The sequence below is a fragment of the Flavobacteriales bacterium genome (genome assembly GCA_020635795.1).
GTDB lineage: Bacteria > Bacteroidota > Bacteroidia > Flavobacteriales_E > Vicingaceae > Vicingus.
The window spans coordinates 40153-57213 of sequence record JACJZD010000005.1; the positions used below are offsets into that span (position 1 = coordinate 40153).

The 17061-nt window shown below is 33.1% G+C and carries 11 protein-coding genes and 1 tRNA gene; 8 read left to right on the forward strand and 4 right to left on the reverse strand.

What is annotated here, in order from left to right:
- Positions 1-5: 5 nt before the first annotated feature.
- Positions 6-1694, reverse strand: coding sequence for a lysine--tRNA ligase (gene lysS, locus H6589_11325; protein ID MCB9175189.1), 1689 nt, complete (start codon positions 1692-1694; stop codon positions 6-8).
- An 84-nt stretch (positions 1695-1778) separates the two neighbouring features.
- Positions 1779-3032 carry a TlpA family protein disulfide reductase gene (locus tag H6589_11330; protein ID MCB9175190.1) on the reverse strand — a complete coding sequence of 418 codons (1254 nt, stop codon included), beginning with the start codon at positions 3030-3032 and terminating at the stop codon, positions 1779-1781.
- A 127-nt stretch (positions 3033-3159) separates the two neighbouring features.
- Between H6589_11330 and H6589_11335 the strand changes: the two genes are divergently transcribed.
- The 4 genes from H6589_11335 (at position 3160) to H6589_11350 (ending at position 8865) form a co-directional block, all read left to right on the forward strand.
- Entirely contained in the window at positions 3160-4218 is a 1059-nt protein-coding gene (locus H6589_11335; protein MCB9175191.1) for an endonuclease, read from the forward strand.
- A 146-nt stretch (positions 4219-4364) separates the two neighbouring features.
- On the forward strand, positions 4365-6092 hold the full coding sequence (locus H6589_11340; GenBank protein MCB9175192.1) for an ATP-binding cassette domain-containing protein: 1728 nt from the start codon (positions 4365-4367) through the stop codon (positions 6090-6092).
- A 2-nt stretch (positions 6093-6094) separates the two neighbouring features.
- Positions 6095-7453, forward strand: coding sequence for an HlyD family efflux transporter periplasmic adaptor subunit (locus H6589_11345; GenBank protein MCB9175193.1), 1359 nt, complete (start codon positions 6095-6097; stop codon positions 7451-7453).
- A complete protein-coding gene (locus H6589_11350; GenBank protein ID MCB9175194.1) occupies positions 7450-8865 on the forward strand; it encodes a TolC family protein in 1416 nt (471 codons plus the stop codon). The genes H6589_11345 and H6589_11350 overlap by 4 nt, the downstream gene beginning before the upstream one ends.
- Here the strand turns inward: H6589_11350 and H6589_11355 are convergent.
- Entirely contained in the window at positions 8862-10724 is a 1863-nt protein-coding gene (locus tag H6589_11355; GenBank protein MCB9175195.1) for a radical SAM protein, read from the reverse strand. The two genes, H6589_11350 and H6589_11355, sit on opposite strands and share 4 nt — an antisense overlap.
- Before the next feature lie 55 nt (positions 10725-10779).
- Between H6589_11355 and H6589_11360 the strand changes: the two genes are divergently transcribed.
- Together H6589_11360 and H6589_11365 are read left to right on the forward strand one after the other, a co-directional pair.
- Positions 10780-12090 (forward strand): DEAD/DEAH box helicase, encoded by a 1311-nt coding sequence (locus H6589_11360; GenBank protein ID MCB9175196.1) that lies wholly within the window; start codon positions 10780-10782, stop codon positions 12088-12090.
- A 12-nt stretch (positions 12091-12102) separates the two neighbouring features.
- On the forward strand, positions 12103-12828 hold the full coding sequence (locus tag H6589_11365) for a DUF4197 domain-containing protein (GenBank protein ID MCB9175197.1): 726 nt from the start codon (positions 12103-12105) through the stop codon (positions 12826-12828).
- Positions 12829-12861: 33 nt separating this feature from the next.
- On the opposite strand, the gene H6589_11370 is transcribed toward H6589_11365, so the two are convergent.
- Positions 12862-12934 (reverse strand) — tRNA-Gln (locus H6589_11370).
- A gap of 297 nt (positions 12935-13231) precedes the next feature.
- Here H6589_11370 and H6589_11375 point away from each other — a divergent pair.
- Together H6589_11375 and H6589_11380 are read left to right on the forward strand one after the other, a co-directional pair.
- Complete coding sequence (locus tag H6589_11375) at positions 13232-16297, forward strand: DUF2723 domain-containing protein (protein MCB9175198.1); 3066 nt, start codon at positions 13232-13234, stop codon at positions 16295-16297.
- Positions 16297-17052, forward strand: a complete 756-nt coding sequence (locus tag H6589_11380) for an FkbM family methyltransferase (protein MCB9175199.1) — start codon at positions 16297-16299, stop codon at positions 17050-17052. Before H6589_11375 ends, H6589_11380 begins: the two co-directional genes overlap by 1 nt.
- The last annotated feature ends 9 nt before the right edge of the window (positions 17053-17061 follow it).

A 17061-nucleotide genomic window follows, 5' to 3' on the forward strand; every position in this document is an offset into this window, starting at 1 on the left:
TTGATTTATTTCAGCACACACATTTTTGTGTCGCCGTTTACCTCAACTTTAACCATACCGTGTTTACTTAAGCCTTTCATGCCCGCGTCCCATTGTTTTCCGCTTAATCCAACAATGTTTTTCAACGCATTTAACTCCATACTGTTGTTGGCTTTCAAAACTTCTAAAATGGTTTTTTCTGAATCAGTCAATTCTACGGCTTTTTTCTCCAATTTCATCTGAGGAAAAAACAACACTTCTTGTATTGAACTTTGGTTGGTCATTAACATCACCAAACGGTCAATTCCAATTCCCATACCAGATGTTGGCGGCATACCATATTCCAAGGCTCTTAAAAAGTCTTGGTCAATAAACATTGCCTCGTCATCACCTTTTTCCGATAATTTTAATTGTTCCTCAAAACGTTCGCGTTGGTCAATTGGGTCGTTTAATTCCGAATACGCATTGGCAATTTCTTTACCATTAACCATTAACTCAAATCGTTCAGTTAATTCTGGATTAGTACGGTGTTCTTTACACAAAGGCGACATTTCTTTAGGATAATCTGTAATAAATGTTGGTTGAATGTATTTCTTCTCACATTTTTCACCAAAAATTTCATCAATCAATTTTCCTTTTCCCATCGATTCGTCAGCATCAATACCATTTGCTCTACACCAATCAAACAATTCTTTTTCAGTTTTACCAGAAATATCAAATCCAGTATGCTCTTTTATAGCATCAGTCATCGAAATACGTTTAAACGGACGAGCAAAACTGATGGTGTTTTCACCTACTTTACACTCCGCTTTTCGATGAACTGCTATCGCCACTTTTTCAATCATTTCTTCCGTAAAATCCATCATCCAGTTGTAATCTTTGTACGAAACATAGATTTCCATTACCGTAAATTCTGGATTGTGCGTTCTGTCCATTCCTTCATTTCTAAAGTCTTTAGCAAACTCGTACACCCCATCAAAACCACCAACAATTAATCGTTTTAAATACAATTCGTTGGCAATACGCAAATACAAAGGCATGTCCAATGCATTGTGATGAGTGATAAATGGACGAGCTGAAGCACCCCCTGGAATTGGTTGTAATATTGGTGTTTCTACCTCTAAATATCCTTTTGAGTTAAAAAAATCACGCATGGTACTCATGACTTTAGAACGAGTAACAAACACGTCTTTTACGTGGTCGTTAACCACTAAATCAACATAACGCTGACGGTATCTTAATTCTGGGTCGGTAAAGGCATCGTGTACTTTACCATCTTCATCCGTTTTTACAATGGGTAATGGTCGTAACGATTTACTCAACACCGTTAATTCTTTAACTTTTAATGATTTTTCACCTACTTGAGTAGTAAATAAAGTTCCTTTTACCCCAATAAAATCACCAATATCTAACAGTTTTTTAAACACTTCGTTGTAAAGGGTTTTATCTTCACCAGGACAAAGTTCATCGCGGTTAATATATACCTGTAAACGACCAGAAGAATCCTTCAACTCAGCAAAAGAAGCTTTTCCCATAATTCGTTGGCTCATCATTCTTCCCGCTAAAATCACTTCTTTCCCTTCAACAAAATGTTCTTTAACCTCTTTGGTAAGTGCATTTACTGGAAATAAATCGGCTGGATAAGGATTAATTCCTAATTCTCTCAATTTTGTTAGCGACTCTCTCCTAACAACTTCTTGTTCTGATAATTGAATACTCATTAATGTAAATTATTTTTGGTGGGCAAAGTTAATAAAATAGACAACGGAAAATAACGGTCTTATTTTAAAGATGAAATATTACTTTTCGTTTAACAGTTGTTGAACAAAAATGTGTGTTTCATCCGTATAGCGCTTGTAGTAATTTCCAGTGCCAGGTCCGTAAAAACCAGTTCTAATTTTTCTAACCTTCCCTGTTCTGTCAATAAAAACAGATGTAGGATAAGACATGATTTGATTTAACATGGGCAAAACTTTAGCCGCTTCAATTTTACTTGCTTTTCCAGCAATCAAGAAATCGTAATCGGCTTTAAAGTGACTTTGAAGTTTCAAAATGTTGTTTTTTGATGCTTCAAAATCATCTGTTTTGTCAAACGACAATGCAATAATTTCTAGTCCTTGAGTATTGTACTTTGAATACAACTCGGTTAAAAAAGCTGTTTCGTCTTTACAATTGGGACACCAAGGACCCATAATATTAACAATTACAACCTTGTTTTTGTATTTTTCATCGGTTAACGAAACAACCTGTCCTTCAGTATTTGGAAGTTTAAAGTTAATGGTCTCAAATCCTTCTTTTAAAAAAGTTAATGAATCGGGATTGTTTAATTCAAAATTATCATTTTTAATGGCTACAAAAGGCTCTTCCCAATGCGTTCCCGACCAAAAATTACCTTCTAAAACTCCATTAATTAGTGATGCTTTAAACAAAAAGGCATGAGCACCATCAAAACAAGATAAATACAAGTTGTTGTTGTACATATTTCCTTCCAAAAATCGGTAATCCCCTGTTTCGGTAATAAAAGTACCAGTGACATAATTATCTACTTGCTGAAACAACCCAATGGCTTTATAATGTTCATCAGTACCTTTACTAAAATCAACCTCATACTTTCCAGAAATATTTGGCTGGTGCTTACTCAGGTTTTCAGGTGCTGAAAATCTTTCTTGAATTGATTGTGTTGCTTCAAATGGAATTTTATAGGAATCGTTTTCTTTATACCAAAACCCTTTTATTTTATTAGGGTTAACTATTTCTCCTTCAAACCAAGAATTAAAAACATCATCTTTAATAACAATTTTATTTCCTTCTATGTTGATGTTCGATGTTTTTATTTTTTCCTCTGCGTTTGAAAACTCAATTTCATAAGTGCTATCTTTTTTATTAAGAATAAACTCAACTGGAAGTTTATTAGTTGTAGACAACATAAAATCTAAATGCCAGGTCCCCTCAACCAAAAGCTCACTATTTTTGCCCATATCCTGATTATTGTTGTTAGAACAAGCTGTTAAAAAGCCAACACTTGTTACTAAAATGTATTTCAAAAATTTCATAACAACGAAAATAGTAAAAAGGGATGTATCATTTACATATATTTTTTTATTGTTATTAAAAATCTGACGTGGAACAAAGTCCAGTTAAAAATAAGTAGATTTGTTGTCCTTTCATTAGAAATGTAACATGAAAAAGACCTTTTTTATACTTTTTACATTTGTAAGTGTTTTTGTTTTCGGACAAATACCTGCTTATTACAACAATGTAAATTTAACATTAACTGGACAAGCCCTAAAAAATGAATTGGCGAACAAAATTACAGTTACTCATACCAATTGGATAACTTATTCTGATGTTTGGACAGCACTTGAACAGACTGATTTAGACCCAACAAATACTAACAATGTTTTGCTTTTATATGGTTACAATGATGGTGATGGAAATCCGATAACTGACCGAACAAGAGACAAAACGAATCAAGGAGGAAATAACGGACAATGGAATAGGGAGCATACTTATGCTCAATCGTTAGCAAATCCTAGTATGTCTACTTCAACTCCAGGACCTGGAACTGATGCTCACCATATCCGCTCGTCTGATGTGCAAATGAATGGAAATAGAGGGAATAGGTTGTTTGCAGCTGGTTCTGGAAATGCAGGAAACGCTGGTGCAAATTGGTATCCTGGTGATGAATGGAAAGGCGATGTTGCTCGTATGATGATGTACATGTATTTACGTTATGGTTCTCAATGTTTACCCACTGGTGTTGGAGTCGGAACAACTGTACCTACCGATGCAAACATGATTAGTTTGTTTTTACAATGGAATGCCGAAGATACGGTTTCGCAGTACGAAAAAAATAGAAACAACCTATTACAAGGAATTCAAGGCAATCGAAATCCTTTTATCGACAACCCATACTTAGCTACCATAATATGGAATGGAACGCCAGCTCAAGATAATTGGAACATGACAACAAGCATAACAGAAAATGATTTTTCGAACTTTTTTGATGTGTACCCTAACCCAACAACTGAAAAAGTTTTTGTAAAATTTGGCGAAGAGGTATCAAGAGAACCAAAAAATCAACTTGAAGTGTATACTATATCAGGAAAATTAGTGAGTCAATATTTTAATAACGATATCAAAAACAACACGCTAGAAATTTCTTTGCCCAAAGGATTTTATGTGTTAAAATTTGAAACCACAAACACGTTAATTACAAAAAAAGTGGTGGTTAGATAAATCATTATCTTCTTATTTCTATATTTTTATCTAAACAAAATTTGTTTTTGTAGAATTATTACATGGTTTTATCTAAAAAAATAGCTAAGCTATCTCTTGTAATAGTAATACTATTATATTTGTACAGTTATTAAAACATAAAATAAATGAATAGAATTAATAAGTTATCACCAATAAAACGATTTTTTAATCTATTAAATGTTGATAAACAAGACATTATTAGTATTTATGTTTATGCTATTTTTAGTGGTTTAATAAGTCTATCTATTCCCCTTGGAATACAAGCCATAATAAATATTTTAACCGTAGGACAGGTTTCAACAACGTGGATGGTGTTGGTTTTTTTTGTGATACTTGGAATTGCTTTCACTGGGGTGATGCAAATCATTCAATTAAGTATAACCGAAAATATACAACAAAAAATATTTACTCGTTCAGCTTTTGAATTTGCGTATAGAATTTCTAGGATGAATCAAGAAAAAGTAGATAAAAAACATTCGCCAGAATTGGTAAACAGATTTTTTGATACAGTTACAATTCAAAAAGGAATTTCAAAAATTATAATTGATTTTTCAACTTCTTCATTGCAGATTATTTTTGGGCTAATACTATTATCACTTTACCATCCCTTTTTTATTATTTTCAGTGTAATATTAATACTAATTGTTTATTTAATATTTAAACTAACAGTTCCTAAAGGATTAAAAACGAGTATAAACGAGTCGAATTATAAATACGAAATGGCTCATTGGCTAGAAGAAATTGCAAGGTCATCAAATACTTTTAAATTAGCGGGTAACTCGACTCTTCCTTTATCTCGTACTGATGAAAATGTAACAGGATACCTTACTCAAAGAAAGGCACATTTTAAAACGTTAATGATACAGTATGTTAATTTGGTTGGTTTTAAAATTATAATAGCAGCTGGTTTATTAATAATAGGGGGGATACTAGTAATAAATCAAAAAATGAATATTGGTCAGTTTGTAGCTGCCGAAATCATCATTATTTTAATTTTAGCCTCTGTAGAAAAACTTATATTAAGCATAGAAACCATATACGATGTATTAACTGCAATTGAAAAAGTAGGGGGTGTAACCGATTTAGATTTAGAACAAGAAAACCTCACGAAATTAAATTTAACTGAAGATGATTCCATGTCTTTAAAAGTTACTGATTTAACTTACAAGTTTAGAGACGAAAAAAAGAATATTCTGAGTAACATTAATTTTGAATTATTAGGAGGAAATTCACTTTGTGTCTCGGGACATAATGGTTCTGGAAAATCTTTTTTATTACAAACCTTATCAGGTCTTTTTGACTCCTATAAAGGAACCATTACAATAAACAAACAATCATTGACAAGTTTAAACAAAGATGAGCTAAGAACATACATAGGAGATTGTTTAGGTTCGGCATCTTTGTTTAAAGGAACAATACTTGAAAACATTACTTTACAAAGACCAAACCTTACTTTTTTGCAAGTTCAACAGGTAATCGATGCGCTAGGATTAAATGAGTTTATTGAAACATTACCAAAAGGTATTAACTCTGTTATTTTACCCGAAGGAAAAAATTTACCCAAAAGTATTCGAATTAAAATAATACTAGCGAGAGGAATTGTTGGCTCACCAAAACTGTTATTGATTGATGATGACTTTAATCAACTAAACATAGAAGATAAAAATAAGTTTTTGAATTATTTATTCGAAAAGGATAAAAAATGGTCAATCATTTTAGTTTCAAATGATTTAAATATAATGGAGAGGTTTAATAGTACTATGGTGTTGGTTGATGGTAAATTGATTGCTATTGACTCTTTAAATAATTTAAAAAAAGAAACCTGGTTTAATAACTTCTTTCAAACAAATTAATCATGTTAAATATAAGTCAAAATAGAATTGATAAAAAAGTTGATCAAACTGCATATAAATCATTTTCGATGGTTAAAAATTTTAGATTCGAAAAAGTGTTTCTGCGTTTGGTGAAGGTTTTTTTTAGTGTTGTTTTTTTATTAATGTTTCTTCCTTGGACACAAAACATTAAATCAAAGGGTTATGTTACTACATTAAAACCAGATCAACGACCACAAACCATTAACTCGGTAATTGCAGGTAAAATAGAAAAATGGTTTGTTAAGGAAGGTGATTTTGTAAATAAAGGCGATACTATTTTATTTATTTCCGAAATCAAAGACGAATATTTTGACCCCAACTTATTATCAAATACAGAGCAACAGATTCAATCGAAAGAATTGACTGTGAAATCATACATGGAAAAAGTAAACTCGTTAGACAATCAGATAGATGCTTTAATACAAACTAAGCTATTAAAAATAGAACAAGCCAAAAACTATATAAAACAAGCCGAATTAAAAATCTTGTCAGATAGTGTTGATTTAATTGCAGCTAAAACCAATTATGATGTTGCAATTAAACAATTTGAACGAATTGAAAAACTTTATAAGGATGGATTAAAATCGTTAACTGAAGTTGAAACTAGAAAATTAAAACTACAAGAAACAGAATCAAAACTAATTAGTTTAGAAAACAAACTATTAAGCAGTAGAAATGAGCTTATCAATGCAAAAGTAGAACTAACCTCTATAAACAATCAATATATTGATAAGCTCTCAAAAGCAGAATCAGAAAAGTATGCTTCTTTGTCGAGCATGTATGATGCTGAAGCTATCGTTACCAAAATGCAAAACCAATTTATGAATTATTCAGTAAGGTCTGGATTATATTATATCACTGCTAATCAAGATGGAATTATCACAAAAGCAATTAGAACTGGTTTAGGAGAAACAATAAAAGAAGGTGAAGAAATCGTTAGTATTATGCCTTCATTATATGATATAGCAGTTGAAATGTATGTAATGCCAATGGATTTACCATTAATTAAGAAAAACCAACCCGTAAGGTTTATGTTTGATGGATGGCCGACAATTGTATTTTCAGGATGGCCAAATGCCTCTTTTGGTACTTTTGGTGGAAAAGTAGTAGCAATTGATAACTTTATAAGTCCGAATGGAAAATATAGAATATTAGTAGCGCCAGATAAAAATGATGTAAAATGGCCAGAAGGCTTGAGGGTGGGTTCTGGAGCTAATGGAATTGCACTTTTAAAAGATGTACCAATATGGTACGAATTATGGCGAAATTTAAACGGTTTCCCCCCCGATTATTACACAGAAAAAAAAGAACTTAATAACTCTGAAAATAAAATTAAATGACCCTGAAAATACGACTAGCTAGTTTATTTTTAATTTTTCATATCGTAATCTCTGCTCAAGATTCAATAAAAATATTCAGCATTGATCAATATTTGTGGTTTGTTTCTAACTATCACCCTATTGTTAAACAAGGGCAACTACTAATAAAACAAGGAGAAAGTACTGTTTTACAATCTAGAGGCGCTTTCGACCCTTATTTATATGGAGGAGTAGATCAAAAGCAATTTAACGACAAAGATTATTACAGTATAATTGGAGGGGGGTTAAAAGTTCCTACTTGGTATGGTGTTGAACTAAAAACAAGTATTAATCAAAACAGAGGAATATTTTTAAATCCCGAAAACAATACCCCTCCGAGTGGATTATTAAATGCGGGAATATCTATTCCATTAGGACAAGGTTTGTTTATTGATAAAAGAAGGGCCACGCTAAAACAAGCTCAAATTTTCAATTCTTCATCAAAATATGAGCAACAACTAATCATCAATGATTTATATTATGAAGCTATTTCTCAATATTGGAATTGGGTAGAATCTTGGAACAATTACCAATTACTAGAAGAATCAATTAAGCTTGCAGAAGAGAGGTTTGAAGCTGTAAAAAGTAGTTTTATTATGGGTGATAAACCAGCAATTGATACTGTTGAGGCATTTCTGATTTTACAAAATCGTATGCTCGACAGAAATCAATATGGCTTAGTGTTTAACAATAATACGCTTGAATTATCAAATTACCTTTGGTATGAAAACAATATTCCATTAGTAATTACTGATAGTTTAAGACCTCCTATTTACTCTCAATCTGAAACTTTTTCAATAATAACTGCCGATTCTGTTCAAAACATTTTAAACAGTTTAAATGAATTACACCCTGAATTACTTTTGTATAATAACAAATTATCATCTTTAAATATTGATAAACGACTTAAACAAGAAGGGCTTAAACCTAAAATCAATGTAAATTATAACTTTCTTAATTCAAATTTTGGCGACAATATTTTTAATACTTTTTCTAGCCAAAACTATAAATGGGGCGTTGAGGTTAGTTTTCCTATTTTCATTCGACAACAACGAGGAGATTTACAGCTTGCTAAAATAAAAATTCAGGATGTTGATTTTTCGATGCAACAAAAAACACTTGAAATTCAGAACAATGTGAAACAACAATTTAATGAACAACTCACTTTGAACGAGCAGGTTAAGCTTTCTAATAGTATGGTTGAAAACTACACAAAATTATTACTTGGCGAAAAACAAAATTTTTTTGAGGGGGAAAGCTCTTTATTTTTAGTTAATTCGCGAGAACAAAAATTAATCGAATCGCAACTTAAACTAATTGAATTAAAAACCAAACTTTATAACTCTAGTAATAAATTTTATTGGTCAGCTGGTTTGTTACCTAATATTTACTAAGATATTGCTTGTTTAATTAGATCTCTTTTAACTTTAGTTTTAACTATCTTAAAATCAAACCACTCTGATAAGTTAACATCAAAACCAACCCCATTTAAGTAGTTGTTCAGTGCCAAATTCAATCCTCTTCCGTAAAGCTCGTGTTTTGCCCCAGTTGGGTCTTTATGATACAAGTCATTTTCGGCAAAACCTTTAAAAATTGGTCCTACTATTTTTATTCCAAAAGCATCAGGATTTTTACCAATTGGACTATGTGCTGTAGTTGTAAATTGGTGCCAAAAAGCCGATTGTATACAATTGTTTTCGAAGAGTTGACGAACAACTTCTAACGAATCAATGGTTTCTTGCTCTGTTTCTGTTGGAAATCCATACATTAAATAGGCATGAACCATAATGTTATTATCAGAAAAAGCTTTGGTAACTTTTGCCACTTGTCCTATATCAACACCTTTATTCATTTTTTCGAGTAATCTGTCAGAAGCTACTTCTAACCCTCCTGTAACAGCAATACAGCCCGATTTTGCTAAAAGCGAACAAAGTTCTTGGTTAAATGTTTTTTCAAATCGAATATTCGTCCACCAAATAATGTAAATTTTTCGTTTTAGTAGTTCTTCGGCCAATGCTTTTAACATTTTAGGAGGTGCAGCTTCATCAACAAAATGAAAGCCTGTTAACCCAGTTTCTTCAACTAATTTTTCAATCTTATCCACCAATTTTTCGGCGGTTGTATTCTGATAATTTCCTATGTAATCTAAATTTACATCGCAAAAGCTACATTGTTTCCAATAGCAACCATGCGAAACGGTTAATTTATTCCATCTTCCATCGCTCCACAAACGGTGCATGGGGTTCATCACATCTAAAAACGACAAATAGTTGTTTTGTAATAATCCAACATAAGTTGGCGCAGGCATATCGTTATGATGAAAAATGGTGTTGGGGATATTATTTTGGTAGAAAACTTTGCCCTCTTTCAATAAAAATGTTCGCTCTAAATCGTTTTGCTCAATTTGCTTACCAAGGAATTGGATGAGTTTTAAAACTGGTCCTTCACCGTCATCGAGTGTAATATAATCAATGTATTTAAAAATTCGAACATCGGTAAGTGAACGAAGTTCGGTGTTGCAATATCCACCACCAAAAGCTATTTTAATCCGTCGGTTGACGGATTGCTTTTTTATAAACTTAGCACAACGCAATGCAGAAAATAAATTTCCTGGAAAAGGAATGGTGAAACAAATTAAATCAGGTTGTTCCTCATCAATTTTTGCCATTAATATCAACAGCATTTTATCTTCAATAATAGTGGTGCTGTATCCTAAATACTCATCAATTTCATCAAAACTACTTGCTGCAGTTGCTATCGTTTCGGCATACCGAGTAAAAGAGAAAAACTCATCTACATTGGCTTTGATAAAATCTCCCAATTCTTCAATAAAAATGGTAGCCAAATGTTTAGCTTTATCGAGTATTCCTAAATTTCCGAAAGCATAATCAAAACTTTCTAAATCAATATTAGAACGGTGGGCTTTTGGTAAAAACTCTTCGTGGTTAATCTGATATGCAGCAGTAACTTCGTGATGTTGCAGGTATTTTATTACAAAATCTACCTTGTTAATGTATTCGTTTCGTTGTTCCCAAACCAACTGAAATTCAATACTTTCGTTTGAAGCTGCCTCGTTAAATACCGATTGGATAAAATCTTTAGTAAACACCTTGTTGAACAATTCAATACTTAAATCGCACTGTGCAACAGCCAATCCTTGCTCGTCTAAAAACCCTTTTAAATATGCTGTTGCCGGATACGGAGTATTGAGCTGGGTAAAAGGCGGAGTTATTAATAAGGTTTTAACTGGCATGGTTCAAAGATACAATTATCCCCTTATCAAATTAATTTTAGAGTACATTTGCAACATGTCGCAGACTATAAAAACACAGGAACATATTCTTAAAAAATTAAACATTGAAAAGCTAAACCCAATGCAAGAGGAGGCTTTATCAATTATACCTTCGGCTACCGATGTGGTGGTATTATCGCCAACAGGTTCAGGTAAAACCTTGGCTTTTTTACTTCCTATCATTAACGATTTAGATACCAATTGTACCGAAATTCAAGTATTAATATTGGTTCCAACCCGAGAACTTGCCATGCAAATTGAACAAGTAGTTCGAGAAATGGGAACAGGATTTAAAGTAAATGCCGTTTATGGTGGAAGAGCTGGTTCAAAAGATAAAATAGATTTAAAACATCGCCCTGCTATATTAATTGGTACGCCAGGTAGAGTTGCCGACCGTATTTATAGGGATAGTTTTTCTACCGAACACATTAAAACCATTGTGTTAGATGAGTTTGATAAATCGCTTGAAATAGGTTTTGAAAAAGAAATGCAAGAAATTTTGTTGGGGTTACCCAATGTAAAAAATAGAATTTTAACCTCTGCAACTCAAAAGGCGTCTATTCCTATTTTTGTCGGACTTCGAAATCCTGTTTACATCAATTACTTGCAAGAGGGAACCACCTTATTAAAACAAAAAGTGGTTGTTTCTCCTTCCAAAGATAAATTAGGCACGCTTTTAGATACCCTTTGTCACATTGGAAATGAGCCAGGAATTATTTTCTGTAACTTTAAAGATACCATTCAAGTCGTGAGTGATTTTTTAACAGCAAACAACATCAGTTTTGGTGTTTTTTATGGCGGTATGGAACAAATAGACAGAGAACGAGCATTAATGAAGTTTAGAAACGGAACACATCAATTGCTAATTGCAACCGATTTGGCAGCGCGAGGATTAGATATTCCAGAACTAAAATTTATTCTTCACTTTGAATTACCACATAGAAAAGAAGAGTTTGTTCATAGAAACGGTCGTACAGCACGAATGAATAGTGATGGGGTTGCTTATATTTTGAAATGGAAAAACGAACTGTTGCCCGACTTCATTTCAGATGCTGAGGTTGAAGAAATAAACCCAACCAAAAAACCTACGCCTTCAAAATGGATAACGATTTTTATATCGGGAGGAAGAAAAGATAAAATTTCGAAAGGAGATATTGCTGGGCTTTGTTTTAAACAAGGACAATTGAGTAAAGATGATGTTGGAATTATAGAAATTAAACAAGATTGCGCTTTTGTAGCCATCAATAAAAATAAAGTAAATCAATTGGTACAATTGATTGATAACACCAAATTAAAAACAAAAAAAGTACGAGTAAGTATCATTTAAAAACAAGTTGTCATGAAAAAACACATCACTTTAGCCGTATTGGCTTTTTCAATGCTATCAATTACTTCAAACGCCCAAATTTGGGATAAGGTTAAAAAAAATGCGCCAAAAAGTTTAACACCAAAATCTAATGCCTTGTCGCAAGAAGAAATTGGTAAAGGACTAAAAGAAGCTTTAAATAAAGGCGTAGAAAAAGGGGTAAACCAATTATCAAAACCCGATGGCTATTTTAAAGATGCCGAAATTAAAATTCCTATGCCCGAACAAGCTCAAAATGTAGAAGACAAATTGAGAAAAATGGGTCAAGGAGAAAAAGTGGATGAAGCCATTTTGTCGATGAACCGAGCAGCTGAAGATGCAGCCATTTTAGCTAAAAAATTATTTGTTGAAGCCATTAAAAACATGACCATTACTGATGCCATGGCCATATTAAAAGGTGAAAAAAATGCCGCAACCGAGTATTTAAAAAAATCAACCAGCTCAGCTTTAACAGAAAAATTTCAACCAATAATAAAAGTTTCGTTAGATAAGGTTGGAGCTACTAAACATTGGGAAACTGTTTTTAATACTTACAATAAAATTCCTTTTGTAGATAAAGTAAATCCCGATTTGGAAGCATATGTAACTGAAAAAGCAATAAACGGTTTATTTATTCAAGTAGCTAAAGAAGAACTTCAAATTCGCGACAATCCTTCTGCTCGTGTAACAGATTTACTAAAGAAAGTATTTGGTAATTAACAAAAAAGCCTCCTAAAACTAGGAGGCTTTTTGTTGTCCGACTAGGGCTCGAACCTAGACTCTTCTGGACCAAAACCAGACGTGTTGCCAGTTACACCATCGGACAATTGGAGGGCAAAAGTAATAAAATATTTTTTCTGCACAACAATTTTATAAAATTTTAAGTCCGAAGTCAGATGTCCGAAGTCAGAAGTAATTTCAGACCTCAAAATCTAGTCTTTTAATTAAACCTCAAGAGAGAAAGTCCGCCCAACTTTCCATTATCGGTTTTCGCTCTTATAAAAAGCCCCTCCTTCGGAGGGGTTGGGGAGGCTCCCTTCCTACATTTTTTAACATAGATTAACATCCGTTAACAATTTATCGTTCAGAATTTCATAAATTCGCTACCTATAAAATCAACATTATGATGGATTATAAAAAATGGAATAATATTTTAGGATGGCTGGTATGGGCTATCGCCTCTGTGGTGTATTTATCAACCATGGAATCGACAACCAGTTTTTGGGATTGTGGTGAGTTTATTGCAACCGCATATAGATTAGAAGTTGGTCACCCACCTGGGGCACCATTATTTATGTTAATTGGTCGTTTTTTTGCAATGTTCACCTCTGCAGAAAATGCTGCCTTGGCAATCAACAGTCTGTCGGCATTAAGTAGTTCGTTTACCATTTTGTTTTTGTTTTGGACCATTACCGCAATTGTTAAAAAATTGGCATTAAAATCAGGAGAATTAACACAAGGTAAAACGATGGCTATTTTAGGATCTGCGTTAGTTGGTTCTTTAGCTTATACTTTTTCCGATTCATTTTGGTTCTCGGCTGTTGAAGGTGAAGTTTATGCCATGTCTTCATTGTTCACTGCGGTGGTATTTTGGGCTATTCTAAAATGGGATGCTGTTTCTGGCGAAAGCCACAGTACTCGTTGGATGGTGCTTATTGCCTATTTAATGGGATTATCTATTGGGGTCCATCTTTTAAATTTATTGGCAATACCTGCAATGGTGTTTTTGTTTTATTTCAAAAACAAAGAGCTTTCAATCAAAAGCTTTTTTATTGCAATGGGTTATTCTGTATTAATTTTAGGAGTTGTTCAATTTGGAATTATACCTGGAACTTATAAAATTGGTTCCATGTTCGAAATTCTATTTGTTAACTCTTTTGGACTTCCATTTCACTCTGGTTTAATCTTCTATTTTGTTCTTTTAACTGCGGTAGTGAGTTATGCACTATACATTACTCAAAAGAAAGGCAAAGTTGTTTGGAATACCATTATTCTTTGTTTTACTGTAATTCTTATCGGATATTCAACTTACGCAGTAATCATGCTGCGTTCAGCTGCAAATCCACCTATGGATGAGAACAATCCTGAAAACGCATTTAGTTTAATGTCGTATTTAGCTCGTGAGCAATATGGTTCAGCTCCATTTTTATCAGGTCAGTTTTTTAATACCCCTTTAGATGCTCGTGAGCCTTATAAAGCTGGAAAACCTGTATATTATCAAAATAAAGAAACGCACAAATACGAAATCACCAATAAAGGTGAAAAAAATGAACCAAATTATGACAGTAACACTTCTGGTTTTATGCCTCGTATGTGGAGTTCTCAAGGACACCATGTAGAAGCGTACAAAACTTGGAGTAATTATAAGGGTAAAAGAGTTAAAGCTGGTAATGGGGAAACCATTCAAGTACCAACTTTTGGCGAAAACTTGGCATTCTTATTCAACTACCAATGGGGTCACCTGTATTGGCGATATTTCATGTGGAACTTTGTTGGTCGTCAAAACGATATTCAAAGTCAAGGCGAGTTTATTAATGGAAGTTGGTTAAGTGGTATCGATTTTATTGATTCAGCTCGTTTAGGAGACCAAAGTAAAATACCAACATCAGCAAAAAACAATCCTGGTAGAAATGTATATTTCTTCTTACCACTTATTTTAGGCGTTATAGGCTTGGTTTACCAATTTATGAAAGATCCTAAAGATTGGCTAGTGCTTGGTTTATTGTTTTTCTTTACTGGTATGGCAATTAACTTTTATACCAACCCTCCTCCATTACAACCTCGTGAAAGAGATTACGCGTACGTAGGTTCATTCTATGTGTTTGCCATTTGGATAGCTGTTGGAGTATATGCCATTTATGAAATGTTGAGTAAAAAAATGCCTCAAGTAATGAGTGCTGCAGTAGTTACAATGGCTTCTTTACTGGCTGCACCAGTATTAATGGGTTCACAAAATTGGGACGATCACAATCGTCATGGAAGATATACTGCAAGAGATTTTGCAAAAAACTACTTAAACTCGTGTGCACCAAATGCAATTTTATTTACCAATGGCGATAACGATACCTTCCCTCTTTGGTATGTTCAAGAAGTTGAGGGTTATAGAACCGATGTGAGAGTTGTTAATTTAAGTTTGCTAAATACCGATTGGTACATCGAGCAAATGAGAAGAAAAGCTTGGGATGCTGATGGTATTCCGCAAAAACTACCTGACTATAAAATCCGTCAAGGGACTAACGATTATTTACCGATTTATGATAGAGGAATTGAAGGTTTTATTGATGTAGATGAGGCTATTGATTTTGTGCTAGATGATAGTCCAAAATCGAAAGTAACAGTTGGCTCAGGAAAACAAGTGGATTATTTCCCAACCAAAAATTTTAGCTTAAAAGTTGATAAAGCTACCGTAATGGCAAACGGAACTGTGTCTGCCGATAGAGCTGATAGAGTTTTAGATAAGTTGGATTGGACTATCGAGAAAAATTACATCATGAAAAATGATTTAATTATCTTAGATATTCTTGCTGCCAACGACTGGAAAAGACCTGTATATTTTGCCATCACAACAGGTAACGAAGCATACATTGGTTTAACCCCATATTTCCAATTAGAAGGATTGGCTTACCGTTTAGTTCCTTTCAAAGCACAAAGTTTTGATGGACAAACTGGCGAAGTGAATACCGATGTGATGTATGAAAATTTAATGAACAAGTTTGTTTGGGGAGGAATGGAAGACAAAAACATTTACATGGATGAAAACAACCGTAGAATGTGTATGAATTTCCGAAACAACTTCTCAAGATTGGCTGAAGAATTTATTCGTGTAGGTAAAAACGATAAAGCTAAGGAAGTGTTGGATAGATGTGTTGAAGTAATGCCAAAAGAAAGTATTGAATACAACTATTTTATGATGGCTATTGCTGAATCGTATTACAAACTAAAAGAGTACGAAAAGGGTAATGATATTGTTCGTGTTTTAGTTAACAATTATGATGAAGAATTACGTTTTTATACAACCATAAAAGGCGAAAAAAGAAAGTCGTTACAATCAGAAATTGACCGTGACAAATACATTTTACAACAGTTAATTTTAATGACTAACGAGCGTTACAAAGAATCTGGTTTGGCAAAAGAAATGGAGGCACGTTTTATTGAAATTAACAGTTTAATTCTAACTTCAGGAATATAATGAGAAAACTTCTAAGGTCAATAATACGAGGGTTAGGTTTATATTCTTTTTCCATTAAGTTAGAAAACAAAATTGTTACAGCGTTACAAAAACCAAAGCAGAAAAAACTTTACGAACAGTTTATAAAAAAAGATAGTTTAGTTTTTGATGTGGGAGCAAACGTTGGAAATAGAACAGCATTGTTTTTAGAGCTTGGTGCAAAAGTAGTGATGGTTGAACCTCAAAAGGATTGTTACCAAGCTTTAGAAAAACGTTTTCCAAATTTACCATTGATTAAAAAAGGACTAGGCGAAAAAGAAAGCACCGAAAAATTGTATGTTTCTGATGTTTCATTAATCTCGTCGTTTTCAAAAAATCATGTCGACATGATGCAGGAAGACCGTTTTAAAGGTGCTAATTGGGATAAAACCATTGACATTGAAATGACAACATTAGACAAGTTAATTGCAGAATATGGTTTGCCTGAATTTTGTAAAATTGATGTAGAAGGCTATGAATACGATGTGTTAAAGGGACTTTCTCAAAAAGTAGGCTCTATGTCGTTAGAATACATAGTTCCAGAAAACAAAGAGGTGGTATTAAAATGCATTCAACACTTAAATAAATTGGGTGAAATAGAATGCAATTTATCACATGGCGAAACCATGGAATTTCATTTGCCAACTTGGAAAAACGGTGAAGAAATGGAACAATATGTTCAATCACAAGACTTTATCGACACATCTTACGGTGATATTTACGTTAGATTTGTGTAGAAGTTGGAT